We start from the raw sequence: 17,730 nt of genomic DNA on the forward strand, positions 1-17,730 counted from the left end.
CCGGCCGCGCGCCGCACCCCGGCGCGCGGCCCCCTCGCGAAGAAGGACGACCAAGACCGTGACGCTCACGACCGCGGATCCCGTCACCGACGGGCCGGGCGCCGTGGCGCTCCTCGACCGGACGAGGACCGCCGTGGACCCCCAGATCCGCTCCACCGTCGACACCCTGCCCGGCTCGATACGCCGTGTGGCCATGTACCACTTCGGCTGGGAGGACGCCGACGGCACCCCCGTCACCGGCCAGGCGGGGAAGGCGATCCGCCCCGCCCTGGTGCTCGCCGCCGCCCGCGCCCTCGGCGCCGAGGAGGGCCGGGCCGTGAAGGCGGCCGCCGCCGTCGAGCTGGCCCACAACTTCACCCTGCTCCACGACGACATCGTCGACGAGGACCCGACCCGCCGTCACCGGCCCACCGCCTGGACCGTCTTCGGCATCCCCGACGCCCTGATGGCCGGCGACGCCATGAACGCGCTCGCGCTCCGGCTGCTCGCCGAGGACGAGCACCCCTCCTCCGCCGAGGCCACCGCCCGTCTCGCCGCCTGCGTCATCGAGCTCTGCGCCGGACAGCAGGCGGACTGCGCCTTCGAGTCCCGCGGCCCCCGCGAGGTCTCCCTCGACGAGTGCCTCGCCATGGCCACCGCCAAGACCGGCGCCCTGCTGGGCTGTTCCTGCGCCCTCGGCGCGCTCTACGCGGGCGCGGGCGAGGAGGAGGTGGCGGCGCTCGACTCCTTCGGCCGCGAGGCCGGCCTCGCCTTCCAGCTCATCGACGACCTCATCGGCATCTGGGGCGACCCGGAGCGCACCGGCAAGCCCGCCGGCGCCGACCTCGTCGCCCGCAAGAAGTCGCTGCCCGTCGTCGCTGCGCTCACCTCCGGCACCGACGCCGGCGAGGAGCTGGCCGAGCTGTACAGCCGCGACGCCCTGGACGAGCGGGCGGTGCGGGCCGCGGCCGACGCGGTCGAGCGGGCCGGCGGACGGGACTGGGCGCAGGCCCAGGCGGCCGACCGGATGGGCCGGGCCGTCGAGCACCTGGCGCGCGCGGTGCCGGACCTCTCGGCGGCGGGGGACCTGCTGGCACTCGCGGAGTTCGTGACCCGCAGAACCCGGTGAGCCCACAGAACCCGGTGAGCCCGCCGAACCTGGTGAGCCCGTCGAACCCGGTGGGGCCGCCGAGCCTGTCGAGCCCGCCGGAGACCTGAACCGCCGCACGGTCCGACAAGCGGATCCCGTTTCGGGGTTGCGCGACCACTACAGATGAAGCACTATGTCTGTCGTGGTCGCGCACGCGGTCACGCCCCGAACAGAACAGGACCCGGTTTGCGCAAGCTGACGTACTACATCGCCTGCTCCATCGACGGTTTCATCGGCGACCCGCAGGGCGATGCCTCCTCCATGTACGCCTTCGTGAACGAGGAGTACATGGCGTGGATGAACGCCGAATACCCGGAGACCGTCCCCACCCAGATGCGGGAGGCGCTGGGGATCGACTCCGACAACAAGCACTTCGACACCGTGATCCAGGGCCTCGGCTCGTACCGGATCGGCCTCGACGCCGGCCTCACCAGCCCGTACGGCCACCTCCGCGAGTACGTCGCCACGCGCTCGCTCACCGAGTCGCCCGACCCGAACGTCGAGCTGATCGCCGACGACCTCGTCGGCCGGATCCGGGAGCTCAAGGCCGAGGAGGGCGGACTCGGCATCTGGCTCTGCGGTGGCTCCACCATCGCCGGCGAACTCGTCGACGAGATCGACGAGCTGATCATCAAGACGTACCCGCAGGTGTACGGCTCCGGCATGCCGATGTTCGGCGCCGGCTTCGAGCCCCGCGACTTCGAGCTCGGAAGCGTCCGCACCTTCGACAACGGCGTGCTCGTCCGTACGTACACCAGGAAGCGGTAGCGGGCGGGCCGCGGCCCCGCGGCCTACCCTGGAGACATGGGTGACGAGACGCCCCGCACCGTGAGGGACCCGCTGGCCGAGCCGCCCTGCCCGGTCTGCGGGCGCCCGTGCGCCACCGTCGCGACCCGGCACAAGGTCCTCGGGGCCTGGGTGCCCGAGTGGCGGGTGCAGCCCTGCCGCAACCCCGACTGCGCGCGCTTCGAGGCGCAGGGACCCGCCGGCACGGAAGCCACTACCACGCAGGTCACCGGCAAGAACGGCGAGAACGGGAGAAGTCCGGCCACAGGGTGACCGGCCGCGCGCCGGAGCCGGTCATACCGCTACAGTCCGCGCATGTCATCGGAGTCGACAGAAGTCTGGACCGGTTGGTACCGGGACCGCCGTGGCGCGGAAGCGATCGTCATCACGGCCGACGGCGGGAACGTCACCACCCGCGTCAGGGGAATCGAGTACACGGGCGCGGGCTTCGCCACGCTCACCGCGGCCGGCGAGGGCGGGGAGACCCTCACCGGCTGCGTCCTGGAGTGGGACCTGCCGCTCCCCGTCGTCACCGACGGCACCGCCCAACAGGCCACGCTCAGCTGCCTGCTCACCCTCGGCGAGCGGGCCGACCTCAGCCTGACCCTGCACTACGGCGGCACCGCCTTCGAGGCGGTCGTCGCCGGCGGCGACTTCGAGGGAGCGCTGGCCCGGCTGCGCGGCCAGCTCCCCGAGGGCGCCGACTTCGGCCGGCGGATCCTGTCCGCCGTGTGACGGCGGCGCCCCCGGGGCCCCTCGCGGGGCCCGTACCGGTCAGCTCTTGAAGGCGGAAGCGAGCCCGTAGCGCCACAACTGGTCGACGCGGGCCCGCTCCTGGGCGTTCGGGGTGGCGTTCCGGCAGGACGTGCCGGGGCCGCCGCCCGACATCAGCTCGCTGCACGGGCCGCTGTAGCGGTCCGGAAGACCCAGCACGTGCCCGGTCTCGTGGGCCGTCACCCGGGTGGAGTCGTACTGCTGGTTCTGCCGGTAGTCGAGGAAGATGTAGCCGCTGCCGTGCCCGTCGGTGCTCGCGTACGAGCCCCGCGAGTCGTTCCCCTCGTAGTAGCGGAAGTCCGGGTTGCTGCCCTCGACGAGCCGCACGTTGACCACCGAGCTGTTCCATATCTGCGTGGAACGGGCGATCTGGGTGCGGAAGCTGGGGGCGTTGGCCGCGCTGTAGACGACCGTGACGGCAGCGGCGGCGGACGGGTTCGCCGCCCGCTTCTTCGCCACCGACCGCATGACGGCGTCGAAGAACGCCTGGTTGGCCTGGGCCTCCGCCGCGGAACCGGCGTAGCCGGCGTACGCGTTCGCGGTGGTGCCGGGCGCGGCTCCGGCCGGCGCGGCGGCGCCGAGCGAGACCGCGAGACCGAGGCCGAGGGCGGCGGTGAGGGTACGGGTGAGGACCTTGGGGTGTCGCATGGGGGGCTCCTCCTGATCGGTGTCGGGAGAGAGTCTCGGGCGGCGAAGGCCCGCGGGGAAGGATGCCAAACCCCGATAGCGCGCTCACATCACCCCGGAAGAGCAGGCTCAATTGGCGGCTGTTTCAGGGTAGTTGAGGCGATCCGTGCGTCTGGTGCGAGACCGGAACCCCGCCCTACGCTCAGGGCATGGAGCTGGAGGTGAGACACCTGCGCGCACTCTGCGCCATCGCGGACGCCGGCAGCCTGCACAAGGCCGCGCGGCAACTGGGCATGAGCCAGCCCTCGCTGACCACCCAGCTGCGCCGCATCGAGAACGCGCTCGGTGCCGAGCTCTTCTCCCGGGGCCGCACCGGCTGCCGCCCCACCCCGCTCGGCCGCTCCGTGCTCAGCCGGGCCCGCCCGCTCGTCGCCGACATGGCCGCGCTCGTCACCGAGACCCTCGCGGAGGCGGCCCGCGCCGAGGGGCCCGAGCTCCGCGTCGGCTCCACCGCCAGCCGGGCGCTGCCGGGCTGGCTGCGGCGGCTGAGGGAACGGTTCCCCGACACCGATGTGGGGCTGCGCGTCGACGTCTCCGCCCACGCCCTGCTGGGGGAGGTCGTGGGCGGCCGGCTCGACGTGGCCTTCGTCCACGAGGTCGAGGGCTGCCCGCTCCGGATCCCCGACGGCCTCGTCCGGCGCGTCCTGGTCGCCCGCGAGCCCCAGTTCGTCTCTCTGGCCCCGAGCCACCCGGCCGCCGCCCGCCCGGTGGTGGACCTCGCGGACCTCGCCGGGGACCACTGGATGGTCGACCCCAGCGTGGACGGCGAGTGGGACGGGCTGCGCCGGGTGCTCACGGCGGCCGGCATCGACCCGCCGCTCCTCCACGGCGACTACCACACCGCCGCCTCGCTCATCGCCCTCGGCGAGGCCGTCGCCCCCTGCCAGCCCACCTCGGTGCCCCGCGAGGACCTGGCCGTCCGCCCCCTGCGCGGCGACCCGCTCGCCGTCCGCCTCCTGCTGTGCGCCCGCCCCGAGACCCCCCTCGACCTCCTGCACGCCGACCTCGCCGACGCGTACCGCGAGGCCGCCCACCGCTCCGCCCCGTACCGCGCCTGGCTCCGCGCCGGCGGCACGGCGGCCCCGTGCCTCCCCCGCGACCACCCCTGAACCCCCGGACACGACGAAGGGGCCCCGCCGCTCGTGACGGCAAGGACCCCTGCGGCGGGAGGGCGAAGGTCAGGCCTTCTTCGTCTCCCAGAAGATGCGGTCGATCTCGGCGATGAGTTCGAGCGCCTTCTCGCCGGTCTTCGGGTCGGTGGACGCCTTGGCGGCCGAGAGGGCCTTCAGGGTGTCGTTGACCAGCTGGTTGAGCTCGGGGTACTTCTCGAAGTGCGGGGCCTTGAAGTAGTCGCTCCACAGCACCGAGACGTGGTGCTTGGCGAGCTCCGCGCGCTGCTCCTTGATGACCGTGGCGCGGGCCCGGAAGTGCGGGTCCTCGTTCGCCTGGTACTTCTCCTGGACAGCCTTGACGGACTCGGCCTCGATGCGGGCCTGGGCCGGGTCGTACACGCCGCAGGGGAGGTCGCAGTGGGCGCTGACCTTGACCTTGGGGGCAAACAGGCGGGAGAGCATTGAGCCGTCCTTCCTCGTGATCGTCTTCTCAAGTGGGAGATTACTCGGTGAGAAGGGCGTTTTCGCGAGCGCCCCCTGGGGCTTAGGTCAAAAGTCCGGGGTTCGACCGGGACTCGTGTACGAGTCGACGAGGGGAGCAGGAGTGGATCGGGAGGCCACCGCGGCGGCCGCGGCGCCGTTCGGGATCGCCGAGGTGACGGGGGTGTCGATGGTGCCCACGCTGCTGCACCGGGACCGGCTGCTGGTGCGGTACGGCGGGCGGGTGCGGGCCGGTGACGTCGTCGTGATGCGCCATCCGCTCCAGCAGGATCTGCTCCTGGTGAAACGCCTGATCGAGCGACGGGACGCCGGCTGGTGGGTGCTCGGGGACAACCCGGGCGCCGAGGGGGACAGCCGGGTCTTCGGGGCCGTACCGCCCGAGCTGGTGCTCGGGCGGGTGCTCGGCCGCTACCGGCCGGTGACGCCGGGGCGCCGGCGCTCGGCCGGCGTGGTGCTCTCCTGGCTGTTCTCGGCGGTGCGCCCGGTGAGGTCGGTCCGCTCGGCCTCCAGGCGCTTGCGGGCCCGGTAGGCGGCCACGTTGGCGCGCGTGGCGCAGCGGTCGGAGCAGTAGCGCCGGGAGCGGTTGGTGGAGGTGTCGAGGTAGGCGTTGCGGCAGGGCGGGGCCTGGCAGAGGCCGAGCCGGTCGGCGCCGAACTCGGTCAGGTGGAAGGCGAGTCCCATGGCGGAGATGGCGGCGTAGCCGGCGGTGGCGTTGGACGAGTGGTCGGCGAGGTGCATGTGCCAGCGGGGCCGGCCCTCGTCGTCCAGATAGTCGTGGCCGGAGATCTGCGGGCTGACCGGGAACTCCAGGAGCAGGGAGTTCAGCAGGTCGACCGCGCCGGTGTGGTCGCCCTCGTCGGCCGCGGTGAAGACGGCCCGCAGCCGGGCCCGGATCGTGCGGAAGCGCGGCAGGTCGGCCTCGGTGACCCGGCGGGCCATCTGCCCCGCGGGGCCGAAGAGTTCCTTGACAGCCTCGACGGAGCCGAGGCTGTCCCTGCCGCGGCCCGGCTCCTCGGTGTTGACGAGGCGCACGGCGTAATCCGAGTAATGGGCCAGCTCCACTTGTAGTCCTTACTCTGGCGGGCTAGGGTCGGCGTCGAGGGGGTAACCGGTGTTACCCCTCCGAGGGTATTACGTTCTCGGGTGTTCCGCGGTGAGACGACGACGGAAGGACACGGACATGGGCGACACCGACTGGGCGGGCTGGCAGCGTAGCTGGGACCGTCAGCAGGAGTGGTACATGCCGGACCGTGAGGAGCGGTTCCGCGTCATGCTCGACATGGTCGAGGCGCTGGTGGGGCCGGAGCCCCGCGTCCTCGACCTCGCCTGCGGTACGGGAAGTATCACGGACAGGCTCCTCCGGAGGTTCCCGGGCGCCGTCTCCACCGGGGTGGACCTCGACCCGGCGCTGCTCGCCATCGCCCAGGGCACCTTCGAGGGCGACGGACGCGTCACCTTCGTGACGGCCGACCTCAAGGACCCGGAGTGGACGAAGGCGCTGCCGTACGACTCGTACGACGCCGTCCTCACCGCCACCGCCCTGCACTGGCTGCACAGCGAGCCCCTCGCCGCCCTGTACGGGCAGGTCGCCGGGCTCGTCAGGGACGGCGGGGTCTTCATGAACGCCGACCACATGATCGACCCGGCCACCCCGCGGATCAACGCCGCCGAGCGCGCCCAGCGGCACGCCCGGATGGACGAGGAGAAGGCCGCGGGAGTCCTCGACTGGGCCGAATGGTGGGCGCTCGCCGCCGCGGACCCGGTCCTCGCCGAGCCGACCGCCCGCCGCTTCGAGATCTACGGCGAGCACGCCGACGGCGACATGCCCCCGGTCGGCTGGCACGCCGACACCCTGCGGGCCGCCGGCTTCGGCGAGGCCCGCCCGGTCTGGTGCTCGCCCTCCGACACGCTGCTCCTCGCCGTGAAGTAGGCCGGGGCGGGCGCCGGGTACGGAAAGAGGGCGCCGGGTACGGAAGAGGGCGCCGGGTGCGGAAGAGGGGCGGTACGGGTCCAGGCCCGTACCGCCCCTCTCCGTACGCCTCACAGCACCTTGGACAGGAACGCCTTCGTCCGGTCGTGCTGCGGGTTGGTCAGGACGTCCCTCGGGTGGCCGGACTCGACCACCACGCCGCCGTCCATGAAGACCAGCGAGTCGCCGACCTCCCGGGCGAAGCCCATCTCGTGCGTGACGACGATCATCGTCATGCCCGACTCGGCCAGGTCCCGCATGACGTCCAGGACGTCACCGACGAGCTCCGGGTCGAGCGCCGAGGTCGGCTCGTCGAAGAGCATCAGCTTCGGCTCCATCGCCAGCGCGCGGGCGATGGCGACGCGCTGCTGCTGGCCGCCGGAGAGCTGGGACGGGTAGTTCCCCATCTTGTCGCCGAGGCCCACCCGGTCGAGCAGGCGCTCGGCCCGCTCGCGGGCGACGGCCTTGGTCTCGCCCTTCACCTGGACGGGTGCCTCCATCACGTTGGCCAGGGCCGTCATGTGGGGGAACAGGTTGAAGCGCTGGAAGACCATGCCGATGTCCCGGCGCTGGGCCGCGACCTCGCTGTCCTTCAGCTCGTACAGCTTGTCGCCCTTCTGGCGGTAGCCGACGAGCTGACCGTCGACCGAGAGCCGGCCGCCGTCGATGCGCTCCAGGTGGTTGATGCAGCGCAGGAAGGTCGACTTGCCGGAGCCGGACGGGCCGACCAGGCAGAACACCTCCCCGCTGCGGACCTCCAGGTCGATGCCCCGGAGGATGTGGGCGGCGCCGTAGGACTTGTGGACGCCCTCCGCCTTGACCATGAGCTCGCCGGTCATCGCGTCGCCTCCGGGGAGCGCTTGAAGGTGGTGAGGTTCGTCTTGACCCGCTGCCACGGGGTGGGCGGCAGGCTGCGGAGCGAACCCCGGGCGAAACGGCGCTCCAGGTAGTACTGGCCGACGCTGAACACGCTGGTCAGCGCCAGGTACCAGATGGAGGCCACGAAGAGCATCTCCATCACGGCGCTGGACGTGCTGCCGATGTTCGACGACGCCCGGAGCAGTTCGGTGTACTGCACGGCCGAGACCAGCGACGAGGTCTTGAGCATGTTGATGAACTCGTTGCCCGTCGGCGGCACGATGACCCGCATCGCCTGGGGCAGCACGATCCGGCGCATGGTCTTCGTCTGGGACATGCCGAGCGCGTGCGCCGCCTCGGTCTGGCCCTCGTCGACCGACTGGATGCCGGCGCGGACGATCTCCGCCATGTACGCGCCCTCGTTCAGGCCGAGGCCGAGGAGGGCGACCATGAACGGCGTCATGACGTCCACGGTCTCGTTCTTGTAGAGCGGCCCGAGGTTGATGTACTCGAAGATCAGCGACAGGTTGAACCAGACCAGCAGCTGGACGTAGACCGGCGTGCCGCGGAAGAACCAGATGTACAGCCACGCCACCGCGCCCGTCACCGGGTTCTTGGACAGGCGCATGACGGCGAAGAGGATGCCGAGCACCAGACCCAGCGCCATCGAGGCGACGCTGATGATGATCGTGTTCCACAGGCCGTCGATGATCGACGAGTCGAACAGCTTGTCCCAGACCGTGTCCCAGATGATGTTGCCCTGGGAGAAGGCGTAGACGAGCCATCCGAGGAGGGCCACGACCACCACGGCGCTGATCCAGCGCCCGTAGTGGCGTACGGGGACGGCCTTGATGGCCTCGTACGGCGTGGCGGAGGAGCCGGACCCGGGAGGTGTGGGGGTCGGGTCCTTGCTGAGCTTGTCAGTCACGACGACTGCCCTTCAGTGGTGCGAGGGGGGAAGCGGGCAGGTCACTTGCCGGCGTTGATCGTGGCCGACTTGACCGCGCTGTCCTCGACGTCCCACTTCTTCAGGGCCTCGGCGTAGGTGCCGTCCTTGATGATCGCGTCGAGCGCTTCCTTGACGGCGTCGCGCAGCTGGGTGTCGTCCTTGGAGACGGCGATGCCCATGAGGCCGACGTCGGTCTGGTTGCCGACGACCTCGAAGTCGTTGCCGCCGCCCGAGGTCTTCGCGATGTACGCGGCGACCGGGTAGTCGTTCAGGTCGGCGACGGCGCCGCCGGCCTTCACGCGGGTCTGGGCCTCGGCGTCGGTGTCGAACGCCTGGATCGTGAGCTTGTTCGAGCCGCACTTCGTGGCCTGGGCCTTGAAGGTGTCCTCGTAGATCGTGCCGCGCTGGACGGCGACGGTCTTGCCGCAGAGGTCGTCGAGGGAGTTGACGCCCTGCGGGTTGCCCTTCTTGACCAGCAGGGAGACGCCGGAGGAGAAGTAGTCGACGAAGTCGACGCCCTTGCCGATCTTCTTCCCGTCGTCGTCCAGGCCCTCCTGGCGCTTCTTGTTGTCCGTCATGGAGGACATGACGAGGCTGTGGCGGCCGGACTCCAGGCCGGTGATCAGGCCGTCGAAGGTGCCCGAGGTGAACTTGAGCTCCACGCCGAGCTGCTTGCCGAGGGCGGCGGCGATGTCGGGGTCGACACCGACGATCTTGCCGTTCTCGGTGAACTCCATCGGCGCGTACGAGGCGTCCGTGCCGACCTTGATGACGCCGGCCTTCTGGATGTCGGCGGGCAGCTTGGAGAAGAGCGGGGCGGAGTTGGCAGCGGTGGTGCCGCCCTCCGTGGTGGAGCCGCCTTCGGTCTGGTCACCGCAGGCGGTCAGCAGCATCGAGCCGGCGACCGCGATGGCGGCGACCGCGGCAAGACGGGAGGTGCGGGTCTTGGCGACGGTCGTACAGCGCGTGGAGCGTGCGGTCATGGTCGGGATCCTCCGGCGTATGAGGGAGTTGCCATAGGCGTTGCCAATGGTCGCGTACGCGTCTTCGAGTGTCGCGACCTCGTGTGATTACGGCATCTTGCCATTCGGACTGCCTCAAACCGACGTCCACGGATGTCAAAATCGGGTAACGGGTCGCGCCCGAACTACGACAGGCCGGTACATCAAGGCCGGACTATCTGTCGTTCCCTTCCCGATTCACCGAAGAATCTGCGGTTGATCTCGCCATTCGGACGGCACGAAGAGAGCCAAACGGGCGCTGCCGTCATGTTTCCTGATATCGGGTGACGCTTCCTTCTCCGTCCGCGTCCGGAAGCACTCGGTATGAGTCGCGTCACCGAGCGGATACGGACTCGTCTGCGGTGCCGTCTGTCCGGTAAGAAGGATCCTTACACCCCTCATCCGGGGCTCAGGGCGCGTTGTGCGGCGCGCCCGCGCGGCTGCCCGACACGGCGGCCGCGGGACCCGCCCACCGCTCCACACCAGGAGCGGCAACCCTCGACAACAGACATAAAGGGGTCTCACCCACATGGCAGCGGAGATCGTCAATCCTCGCAGCGAGAGCGGTACGGAAGGAGCTCCCGAGGAGCTCTTCGACCCGGCTTTCGCCCTCCACCGCGGCGGCAAGATGGCCATCCAGGCCACCGTCCCCGTCCGCAACAAGGACGACCTGTCCCTCGCGTACACCCCCGGCGTCGCCAAGGTGTGCACCGCCATCGCCGAGCAGCCCGAGCTGGTCCACGACTACACGTGGAAGTCCCAGGTCGTCGCCGTCGTCACCGACGGCACCGCCGTGCTCGGCCTCGGCGACATCGGCCCGGAGGCATCCCTCCCGGTCATGGAGGGCAAGGCGATCCTCTTCAAGCAGTTCGGCGGCGTGGACGCCGTCCCGATCGCCCTCGCGACCACCGACACCGACGAGATCGTCGACACGGTCGTCCGGCTCGCCCCGTCCTTCGGCGGAGTGAACCTGGAGGACATCTCGGCGCCGCGGTGCTTCGAGATCGAGCGCAAGCTCCAGGAGCGCCTCGACATCCCGGTGTTCCACGACGACCAGCACGGCACCGCCATCGTCACCCTCGCCGCCCTGCGGAACGCGGCGAAGCTGACCGGCCGGACCCTCGGCGACCTGCGCGCCGTCATCTCCGGCGCGGGCGCGGCCGGCGTGGCCATCGCCAAGTTCCTGCTGGAGGCCGGCATCGGCGACGTCTGCGTCGCCGACCGCAAGGGCGTCGTCAGCAGCGACCGCGAGGACCTCACCGACGTCAAGCGCGAGATCGCCGGGCTCACCAACAAGGCGGGCCTCACCGGCTCCCTGGAGACCGCCCTCGCCGGTGCCGACGTGTTCATCGGCGTCTCCGGCGGCACGGTCCCCGAGGCGGCCGTCGCCTCCATGGCCAAGGACGCCTTCGTCTTCGCCATGGCCAACCCGAACCCCGAGGTCCACCCGGACGTCGCGCACAAGTACGCGGCGGTCGTGGCCACCGGCCGTTCGGACTACCCCAACCAGATCAACAACGTCCTCGCGTTCCCCGGCATCTTCGCCGGCGCGCTCCAGGTCCGGGCCTCCCGGATCACCGAGGGCATGAAGATCGCCGCCGCCGACGCCATCGCCGGTGTCGTCGGTGACGCGCTCGCCGCCGACTGCGTCATCCCGTCGCCGTTCGACGACCGGGTCGCCCCGGCCGTCGCGGCCGCGGTCGCCGCCGCCGCGCGCGCCGAGGGCGTCGCCCGCCGCTGACGCCAGTCCGCGGAAGGCCCCTGAAAGGGCCCCGCCGGGTCCGCCGCATCGGACCTGGCGGGGCCCTTTCGCGTGGGTGGGGCGTGGCGGGCGTGGAGGGCGTGGAGGGCCCCCGTACTTCCTTGCTGCCGCCCTCGCTCGCCTCCTGGCCGCTCTCGGGGCCCTGGGGCCCCCGCCGCCCGGCCTGCGGACCTTCTGGGCCCGCCTGGAGGCCGGTACGGGCGCCCTCGCCGCTTTGCTCGTGCGGGAGGGGTCAGGGGGTGGCCGTGAGGGGCGGTTGTGAGGGGTGGTCGTGAGGGGACGCGCGTCACACCGGTGTGTGGTTCCGCGCGGTCGCCGTCGCCGCCTAGGGTCGTGGCCATGTTCGCTGCCTACGCCGCCCGAATCGACCGCGACCAGCCCCTGAACGGCCTTGAGTTGGGCGAACGCCCCGAGCCCGAGGCGCGTCCCGGCTGGACCACCGTCACCGTCAAGGCCGCCTCGCTCAACCACCACGACCTCTGGTCGCTGCGCGGGGTCGGCCTCCCCGAGGAGAAGCTGCCGATGATCCTCGGCTGCGACGCCGCCGGGATCGACGAGGACGGCAACGAGGTCGTCCTGCACTCCGTCATCGGCCAGACCGGCCACGGCGTCGGGCCGAACGAGCCCCGCTCCATCCTCACCGAGCGCTACCAGGGCACCTTCGCCGAGCGCGTCACCGTCCCGAGCTGGAACGTCCTGCCCAAGCCGAAGGAGCTCTCCTTCGCCGAGGCCGCCTGCCTCCCCACCGCCTGGCTGACCGCCTACCGGATGCTCTTCACCAACGCCGGAGTCCGCCCCGGCGACTCGGTCCTCGTCCAGGGCGCCGGCGGGGGCGTCGCCACCGCCGCGATCGTCCTCGGCAAGGCCGCCGGCCTGCGGGTCTTCGCCACCAGCCGGGACGAGGCCAAGCGGAAGCGGGCCGTGGAGCTCGGCGCCGTCGAGGCGTACGAGCCCGGAGCCCGGCTGCCGCAGCGGGTGGACGCCGTCATCGAGACCGTCGGCGCCGCCACCTGGTCGCATTCGGTCAAGTCGCTGCGCCCCGGCGGCACTCTGGTCATCTCCGGCGCCACCAGCGGCGACCGCCCCTCGCACGCGGAGCTGACCCGGATCTTCTTCCTGGAGCTGAAGGTCGTCGGCTCGACGATGGGCTCCAAGGACGAGCTGGAGGACCTGCTCTCCTTCTGCGCGGCCACCGGTGTCCGTCCGGTGATCGACGAGGTGCTGCCGCTGGACCGGGCCCGCGAGGGCTTCGAGAAGATGGCCGCCGGCGACCTCTTCGGAAAGATCGTGCTGACGACGTCTTGATACGGGTCGGTCGACCTGATGGGATCTCCGGCACGTGAAACGTGAACAACGCTCACTTCCTTGTGCCGGAGGTCCCCGTGTCCCGCTCGTCGCGCACCACCCTCCTGTCGGCCGCCGTCGCCGCCGCCCTGCTCGCCACGCTCGCCCCCACTGCCACGGCCACGGCCACGGCCACGGTCACCGCCACCGCCGGCGCGGCCCGCGCGGAGGCAACGGCCCGCACGCGGGCCGGCGGGGACGGCATCCCGCACCTGACCGACTCCCGCGGCCGCGTCCTGACGCTGCGCGGCTGGAACGTCGGCGACAAGGCGCACAGCGGGGACGAAGCCCTCTCCTCCGTCACCGAGAAGCACTTCCGGGACATGCGGGCCAGGGGCTTCAACACCGCACGTCTGCTGGTCTTCTGGGACGACCTGGAGCCCCGTCCCGGGCAGTACAGCCAGAGCTACCTCCGCAAGATCGAGCGGGTCCTCGACTGGGCGGCCGAACACGACGTCATGGTGATCCTCGACGCCCACCAGGACGTCTTCGGCCCCGCCTTCGACCACCGGGGCATCCCCGCCTGGGCCACCCGGACCGACGGGCTGCCCTTCACCCCGCGCCCCGACGACTGGTTCTCCGAGTACTTCGAGCCCGCCGTCCAGCGCGCCTTCACCCACCTCTACGAGGACGAGGACCTGCGCCGCGCCCAGGCCCGCATGTGGCGGGTGCTCGCCGACCGTTTCGAGGACCATCCGGCCGTCCTCGGCTACGACCTGATCAACGAGCCGATGGGCGAACTGCGCGAGGGCGAGGACCTCGCGACCGCCGCCCGGCGCATCGAACGCGAGCAGATCACCCCGATGTACAACCGGATCGCGGACGCGATCCGTTCGGTCGACCGGGACTCCTGGATCTTCGTCGAGCCGACCCCGATCGTCGGCGAGGGCGTGCCGACCGGCCTCGGCCGGATCGACGACCCGAAGGTCGTCTACGCCCCGCACTTCTACAACAGCGCCATGGAGGTGGGCGGCGACTACGATCCCTCGGCCCGCTGGATCGAGAACTACGAGGCGGCGGTCACCCTCTACCCCAAGGAGTACGAGGTCCCCGTGATCGTGGGGGAGTGGGGGCCGCTCAACAACTCCCTCCCGAACATGAACCGCTTCTACCGCGAGGCCATGGTCTCGCTCGGCCGCTACGGCTCCGGCTGGACCGGCTGGGAGTGGTGCTACGGCGGCGGCTACTGCGCCGTCGACGGCTCCGGCGCCTTCCGCACCAACAAGGAGCTGACCGCCGAGCCGTACGCCGAGGCCGTCGCCGGCCGGGTCCGCTCCTCCGCCTACGACCCGGCGACCGGCGTCTACCGCCTGGAGTACGACGCCGCCGGGCCGCGCGGCTCCCGCGTCACCGAGCTCGCCCTGCCGTCCGGCGACTGGAAGGCCAGGGCGCGCGGGGCGCTGGTCCTGCGCGACCGGGACGGCGGCAAGGGCCGGGTCCTCGCCGCACCGGGCGCCCGGGTCACCGTCACCGTGACCCGAACCGCCACCCGCCCCTGACGCCGACACCGTGGCCCGCCCCTGACGCCGGCACCGTGGCCCGCTCCGGACGTCGTCGCCGGCCGCGGGTGCCGCTCAGGCGTCCGAGCGGCGGTGGAGTATTCCGGTGATGCGGGTCGCCGCCGTGGCCAAGTGGTCGCGGGCCGCCGCCAGCTGGGCGTCCGTCACCCCGTGGTCGCGCGCCGCGTCCCGGATCTCGTCACGGAACCGGTCGAGCAGCCGGTCCAGATCCCTGGCCGGCTCGCCCGACCCAGCCGTCTCCCGCGCCCACGCGGGAGCCTGAGCCGGCGCCTCGGTCTCCGAGGCGCCGCCGGGCGCACCGGGGGCCCCTGCGCGGGCCTTGGCGTGGTGGCCCTGGACGAGGTCGCCCAGCTGCGCGGTGATCCCCGACAGACCCTCCCAGACGGTCTGCGGCCACTCGCCCCTGGCGAAGCGGCTCTGGACCTCGTCCTGCACCTGCTGGGCGATCCGCTGGAACTCCTTCGCCTGGAGCTTCGCCGACCGGGCCTCCTCCTTCGCCTGCCGGGTCTGCTCCTTCCACTCCCGCTTGGCCTTGCTCAGCTCCTCCCTGGCCTCGGCGAAGGCCGAGCCCTCCGAGGTGCGGGTCCGGCTCGCCGCCGCGCGCATCTCGCTGCGCACCCGGCCCGCCGCGCCCCGCACGTCCTCACGGATCTCGGCGGCCAGCTCCGCGACGGAGTCCCGGATCTCCCGCTCCAGGGCGTCGAGTTCGGCGTCCCGGCCGGCCAGCTCGGCGCGGCCCGCGTCGGTCAGCGAGTAGACCTTCCGGCCGCCCTCGCTGGTGTGCGTGACGAGCCCCTCGGCCTCCAGCTTGGCCAGTCGCGGGTAGACCGTGCCCGCGGAGGGCGCGTACAGACCCTGGAAGCGCTCCTCCAGGAGCCTGATCACCTCGTAGCCGTGACGGGGGGCCTCGTCGAGCAGCTTGAGCAGGTAGAGACGGAGTCGGCCGTGGGCGAAGACGGGGGACATGTCAGAGCACCTTTCCGGACGCGGGGGAGGTGGGGTCGGAGGGGTCGGCGGTGGGGTCGGCCGAGGGGCCGGCCGGGCCGGACTCCGCGTCCTCGGCGGGCTCCGGACGGCGGAGGAGCGCGATCGAGCCGGAGACCGTGGTCGCCTTGAGCGTGCCGCTGCCGGCGCCGAGCGTGCCGGTGATGGACTTGGTGCCCCACTCGCCGCCGACCCGCAGGTCCTCGAAGGCGTTCGACACCGCGCCGCTGGTGGTGCTCGCCTCGACCCGGGCGTCCGCCGGGTGCGGCAGCCGGATGGCGACCTCGCCGGAGACGCTGGTGAGCCGGATGTCGGCCGGCGGGGCCCCGTCCGGGGCCGGGTCCAGGTCCAGGACCATGTCCCCGCTGACCGTCTCCGCCCGTACCGCCGAGCCGGAGCCCTCGATCACCGTCACGTCACCGGTCACCGAGCTCACCCGCAGCGCCCCGGTCACCGACTGGGCCTCCAGGGCGCCCGACACGGTCTCGGCGCGGACCGGACCGGAGAGCCCCACGAGCGTCGTGGCCCCGGTCACCCCCTTGACCTCGGTGCGGCCCCGCAGACCGGAGACCACCGTGTCCGCCATGACCGCCCCCACCTCGACCTCGGCACCGGCCGGCACGGCGACCGAGACCACGGCCCGCCGCCGGTGGGGCTTGGTGTCGATCCACTTGAGGATGCCCTTCCAGTGCAGGTCCCGATAGGCGACGGTCAGGGTGGAGCCCTCCTGCGTGACGACCAGGGGCGGGCCCTCGATCTCGGAGATCTCCACCCGTGCCGTGCTCTCGTCGGTGCCCACTACGTTGACCGCGCCGCCCACGACGCGGATGCGCAGCCGTGTCACGGGGTCGGCGGGCGCGAGTTTCACCGGCTCGGTGACGGACCACTCGGTCATGGTGCGGACCTCCCGTTTCCTCGAAGCATTCCTCGAAGCCTTCCTCAGAGCTCTGCCGAGCCTTCGTCGAACCCTCGCCGAACCCTCCCCGGGCCTTCGTCGAGCTTTCGTCCAGCAGCGCCTGGCGACGCAACATATCGCGACTTCCGAGATTCACGATATATCGCGGTGTGGCGGAGTCAACCCTGATTCATCCCTGACAGGGTCGGCGCAATCACCGCCGTACACGGACAAACTGGCCTAGCGTAGGGCTCATGAACGCGACATCCGGACCGAGCCCCGCCGGGGCGCTGCTGCTGTGCCGAGCCGACCCCCCGACGGTCCGTCCGCCCGCCCAGCTCCTCCGGGAGCGGCTGCTGCTCGCGCCCGCCGGCGCCGACTGGAGCGTGCTCGTATCGGAGGGGAAGCCCTGGCAGGGCGGCGGGGAGCCGGTCGAACGGGTCGTCACCGGCTGGGCCACCGCCCTCGCCGTCTCGGCCGCCACCTGGCCCGTCCTCGCCCTCTGGTGGGACGGCGACCGCGCCGGGGTGACCCTCGCCGCCGGCTTCCGCCGCACCGTCGGCTACACCTGGCTCGCGGACGGCACCCCGGTCGGCGAGGACGAGGCCATGCGGACCCTCGCCGACCGCCTCGCCCTCGACCCGGTCCTCGACGTCCAGGCGCTGGAGCCGCTCACCCTCCCCGACCCCGAGGCGGACGCCCGTACCCGTCTCCTCGGCCTCGTCGCCGTCCTCGCCCGCGCCGGTCTCCACCTGCCCGGCGGCGTCGACCCCGGCGAGACCCCCGACCGGCTTCGCGAGGCGGCGCTCGCCGACGGTGCCGAGCAACTGGAGTGGCCCGGCTGGCGCGACGCCGTCCTCGCCGAGCTCGACGTCGTGGAGGAGGGCCCCCTCGGCCCGTACCTGCGCGGCCCGCGAGCGCGCGTCCTCGGCGGCGCCCAGCTCGCCGCGGGCGTCCCGCTGCTCCTGTGGGGCCTCGGCCGCCGCAGCGGCGGCTGGGCGACGGCGGGAGCCCTCCTGGTCGCCCACGGCGCCCTCGGCCTCGCGTACGACCGCCTGCGCGAGCACTGAGCCCCCGGCCCGCCGATACCGGGCCGCGACCCCCGAGACGCGTGCGCCGGCCGGTGACCACCGAGCCGCCTCCACCGAGCCGAGCCCCCCGAAACGCCGGTACCGCGCCCCCGTGCCCGCAGACGCCTGAGGCCCCCTCCCGCTCGGGAGGGGGCCTCAGGCGTCGTCGGTCCTACTCGTCGTCCTCGTCCTCGTCGTCGAGGCGGGCCAGCCAGGTCGCGAGGCGCTCGACGGGCACCTCGAAGTCGGGGTTGAGATCGACGAAGGTCCGCAGCTGCTCGGCGAGCCACTCGAAGGTGACCTCCTCCTCGCCGCGCCGCTTCTCCAGTTCCTCGATGCCACGGTCGGTGAAGTACATGCGATCCAGGATAGGCCCGCCCGGACAGGCC

Annotated in this window: 19 protein-coding genes and 1 pseudogene; 11 read left to right on the plus strand and 9 right to left on the minus strand. The window is 72.1% G+C overall.

The genetic code is table 11. The annotated features are described in order from the left end of the window. The first annotated feature begins 58 nt into the window (after positions 1 to 58). The 4 genes from ACIGHB_RS16875 to ACIGHB_RS16890 all read left to right on the plus strand — a co-directional run bounded on the left by ACIGHB_RS16875 (position 59) and on the right by ACIGHB_RS16890 (position 2,650). Complete coding sequence (locus ACIGHB_RS16875; RefSeq protein WP_399913777.1) at positions 59 to 1,108, plus strand: family 2 encapsulin nanocompartment cargo protein polyprenyl transferase; 1,050 nt, start codon at positions 59 to 61, stop codon at positions 1,106 to 1,108. A gap of 207 nt (positions 1,109 to 1,315) precedes the next feature. Further along, entirely contained in the window at positions 1,316 to 1,897 is a 582-nt protein-coding gene (locus ACIGHB_RS16880; protein ID WP_399913780.1) for a dihydrofolate reductase family protein, read from the plus strand. A 36-nt stretch (positions 1,898 to 1,933) separates the two neighbouring features. After that, positions 1,934 to 2,188 carry a hypothetical protein gene (locus tag ACIGHB_RS16885; protein WP_399913783.1) on the plus strand — a complete coding sequence of 85 codons (255 nt, stop codon included), beginning with the start codon at positions 1,934 to 1,936 and terminating at the stop codon, positions 2,186 to 2,188. 42 nt (positions 2,189 to 2,230) lie between these two features. After that, complete coding sequence (locus tag ACIGHB_RS16890; protein WP_399913786.1) at positions 2,231 to 2,650, plus strand: DUF6304 family protein; 420 nt, start codon at positions 2,231 to 2,233, stop codon at positions 2,648 to 2,650. Between the two features lie 39 nt (positions 2,651 to 2,689). Here the strand turns inward: ACIGHB_RS16890 and snpA are convergent, their stop codons facing one another. After that, on the minus strand, positions 2,690 to 3,337 hold the full coding sequence (snpA, locus tag ACIGHB_RS16895; RefSeq protein ID WP_360313118.1) for a snapalysin: 648 nt from the start codon (positions 3,335 to 3,337) through the stop codon (positions 2,690 to 2,692). A gap of 188 nt (positions 3,338 to 3,525) precedes the next feature. Here snpA and ACIGHB_RS16900 point away from each other — a divergent pair, with 188 nt between their 5' ends. Beyond that, on the plus strand, positions 3,526 to 4,485 hold the full coding sequence (locus tag ACIGHB_RS16900) for a LysR family transcriptional regulator (protein ID WP_399913789.1): 960 nt from the start codon (positions 3,526 to 3,528) through the stop codon (positions 4,483 to 4,485). Between the two features lie 69 nt (positions 4,486 to 4,554). On the opposite strand, the gene sodN is transcribed toward ACIGHB_RS16900, so the two are convergent. Beyond that, positions 4,555 to 4,950 carry a superoxide dismutase, Ni gene (sodN, locus tag ACIGHB_RS16905; RefSeq protein WP_030207400.1) on the minus strand — a complete coding sequence of 132 codons (396 nt, stop codon included), beginning with the start codon at positions 4,948 to 4,950 and terminating at the stop codon, positions 4,555 to 4,557. A gap of 208 nt (positions 4,951 to 5,158) precedes the next feature. On the opposite strand from sodN, the gene sodX reads away from it, so the two are divergent. Further along, complete coding sequence (gene sodX / locus ACIGHB_RS16910) at positions 5,159 to 5,518, plus strand: nickel-type superoxide dismutase maturation protease (RefSeq protein ID WP_399914335.1); 360 nt, start codon at positions 5,159 to 5,161, stop codon at positions 5,516 to 5,518. Here the strand turns inward: sodX and ACIGHB_RS16915 are convergent. Beyond that, positions 5,425 to 6,051, minus strand: a pseudogene (locus ACIGHB_RS16915) (CGNR zinc finger domain-containing protein); the annotation flags it as partial. The gene sodX and the pseudogene ACIGHB_RS16915 sit on opposite strands and share 94 nt — an antisense overlap. A gap of 118 nt (positions 6,052 to 6,169) precedes the next feature. On the opposite strand from ACIGHB_RS16915, the gene ACIGHB_RS16920 reads away from it, so the two are divergent. Further along, complete coding sequence (locus ACIGHB_RS16920; RefSeq protein WP_360313124.1) at positions 6,170 to 6,919, plus strand: class I SAM-dependent methyltransferase; 750 nt, start codon at positions 6,170 to 6,172, stop codon at positions 6,917 to 6,919. Positions 6,920 to 7,029: 110 nt separating this feature from the next. On the opposite strand, the gene ACIGHB_RS16925 is transcribed toward ACIGHB_RS16920, so the two are convergent. From ACIGHB_RS16925 to ACIGHB_RS16935, 3 genes are read right to left on the minus strand one after another with little or no spacing between them, the layout of a single operon-like run. Further along, positions 7,030 to 7,797 carry an amino acid ABC transporter ATP-binding protein gene (locus tag ACIGHB_RS16925; protein ID WP_360313126.1) on the minus strand — a complete coding sequence of 256 codons (768 nt, stop codon included), beginning with the start codon at positions 7,795 to 7,797 and terminating at the stop codon, positions 7,030 to 7,032. Further along, entirely contained in the window at positions 7,794 to 8,744 is a 951-nt protein-coding gene (locus tag ACIGHB_RS16930) for an amino acid ABC transporter permease (protein WP_360313128.1), read from the minus strand. Before ACIGHB_RS16930 ends, ACIGHB_RS16925 begins: the two co-directional genes overlap by 4 nt. A 41-nt stretch (positions 8,745 to 8,785) precedes the next feature. Continuing rightward, positions 8,786 to 9,748: an ABC transporter substrate-binding protein gene (locus tag ACIGHB_RS16935; protein ID WP_399913792.1), complete on the minus strand. Its 963-nt coding sequence runs from the start codon at positions 9,746 to 9,748 to the stop codon at positions 8,786 to 8,788. A gap of 547 nt (positions 9,749 to 10,295) precedes the next feature. Between ACIGHB_RS16935 and ACIGHB_RS16940 the strand changes: the two genes are divergently transcribed. The 3 genes from ACIGHB_RS16940 (at position 10,296) to ACIGHB_RS16950 (ending at position 14,371) form a co-directional block, all read left to right on the plus strand. Further along, complete coding sequence (locus ACIGHB_RS16940) at positions 10,296 to 11,507, plus strand: NADP-dependent malic enzyme (RefSeq protein WP_360313132.1); 1,212 nt, start codon at positions 10,296 to 10,298, stop codon at positions 11,505 to 11,507. Between the two features lie 360 nt (positions 11,508 to 11,867). Next, complete coding sequence (locus ACIGHB_RS16945) at positions 11,868 to 12,833, plus strand: zinc-binding dehydrogenase (protein ID WP_388871694.1); 966 nt, start codon at positions 11,868 to 11,870, stop codon at positions 12,831 to 12,833. Between the two features lie 242 nt (positions 12,834 to 13,075). After that, on the plus strand, positions 13,076 to 14,371 hold the full coding sequence (locus ACIGHB_RS16950; protein WP_399914337.1) for a cellulase family glycosylhydrolase: 1,296 nt from the start codon (positions 13,076 to 13,078) through the stop codon (positions 14,369 to 14,371). A gap of 75 nt (positions 14,372 to 14,446) precedes the next feature. Here ACIGHB_RS16950 and ACIGHB_RS16955 read toward each other — a convergent pair whose 3' ends face one another. Together ACIGHB_RS16955 and ACIGHB_RS16960 are read right to left on the minus strand one after the other, a co-directional pair. Beyond that, on the minus strand, positions 14,447 to 15,358 hold the full coding sequence (locus tag ACIGHB_RS16955) for a helix-turn-helix transcriptional regulator (RefSeq protein WP_399913796.1): 912 nt from the start codon (positions 15,356 to 15,358) through the stop codon (positions 14,447 to 14,449). 1 nt (position 15,359) lies between these two features. Beyond that, the gene (locus tag ACIGHB_RS16960) at positions 15,360 to 16,271 is read right to left on the minus strand and encodes a DUF4097 family beta strand repeat-containing protein (RefSeq protein WP_399913799.1); all 912 of its coding nucleotides are present in this window, start codon (positions 16,269 to 16,271) and stop codon (positions 15,360 to 15,362) included. A gap of 254 nt (positions 16,272 to 16,525) precedes the next feature. On the opposite strand from ACIGHB_RS16960, the gene ACIGHB_RS16965 reads away from it, so the two are divergent. Further along, a complete protein-coding gene (locus ACIGHB_RS16965) occupies positions 16,526 to 17,341 on the plus strand; it encodes a hypothetical protein (RefSeq protein ID WP_399913802.1) in 816 nt (271 codons plus the stop codon). A 172-nt stretch (positions 17,342 to 17,513) separates the two neighbouring features. Here the strand turns inward: ACIGHB_RS16965 and ACIGHB_RS16970 are convergent, their stop codons facing one another. Next, positions 17,514 to 17,699: a DUF6104 family protein gene (locus ACIGHB_RS16970; protein ID WP_007266501.1), complete on the minus strand. Its 186-nt coding sequence runs from the start codon at positions 17,697 to 17,699 to the stop codon at positions 17,514 to 17,516. Between the last annotated feature and the right edge of the window lie 31 nt (positions 17,700 to 17,730).

Source organism: Streptomyces sp. NPDC085460 (assembly GCF_044541975.1).
Taxonomy (GTDB): domain Bacteria; phylum Actinomycetota; class Actinomycetes; order Streptomycetales; family Streptomycetaceae; genus Streptomyces.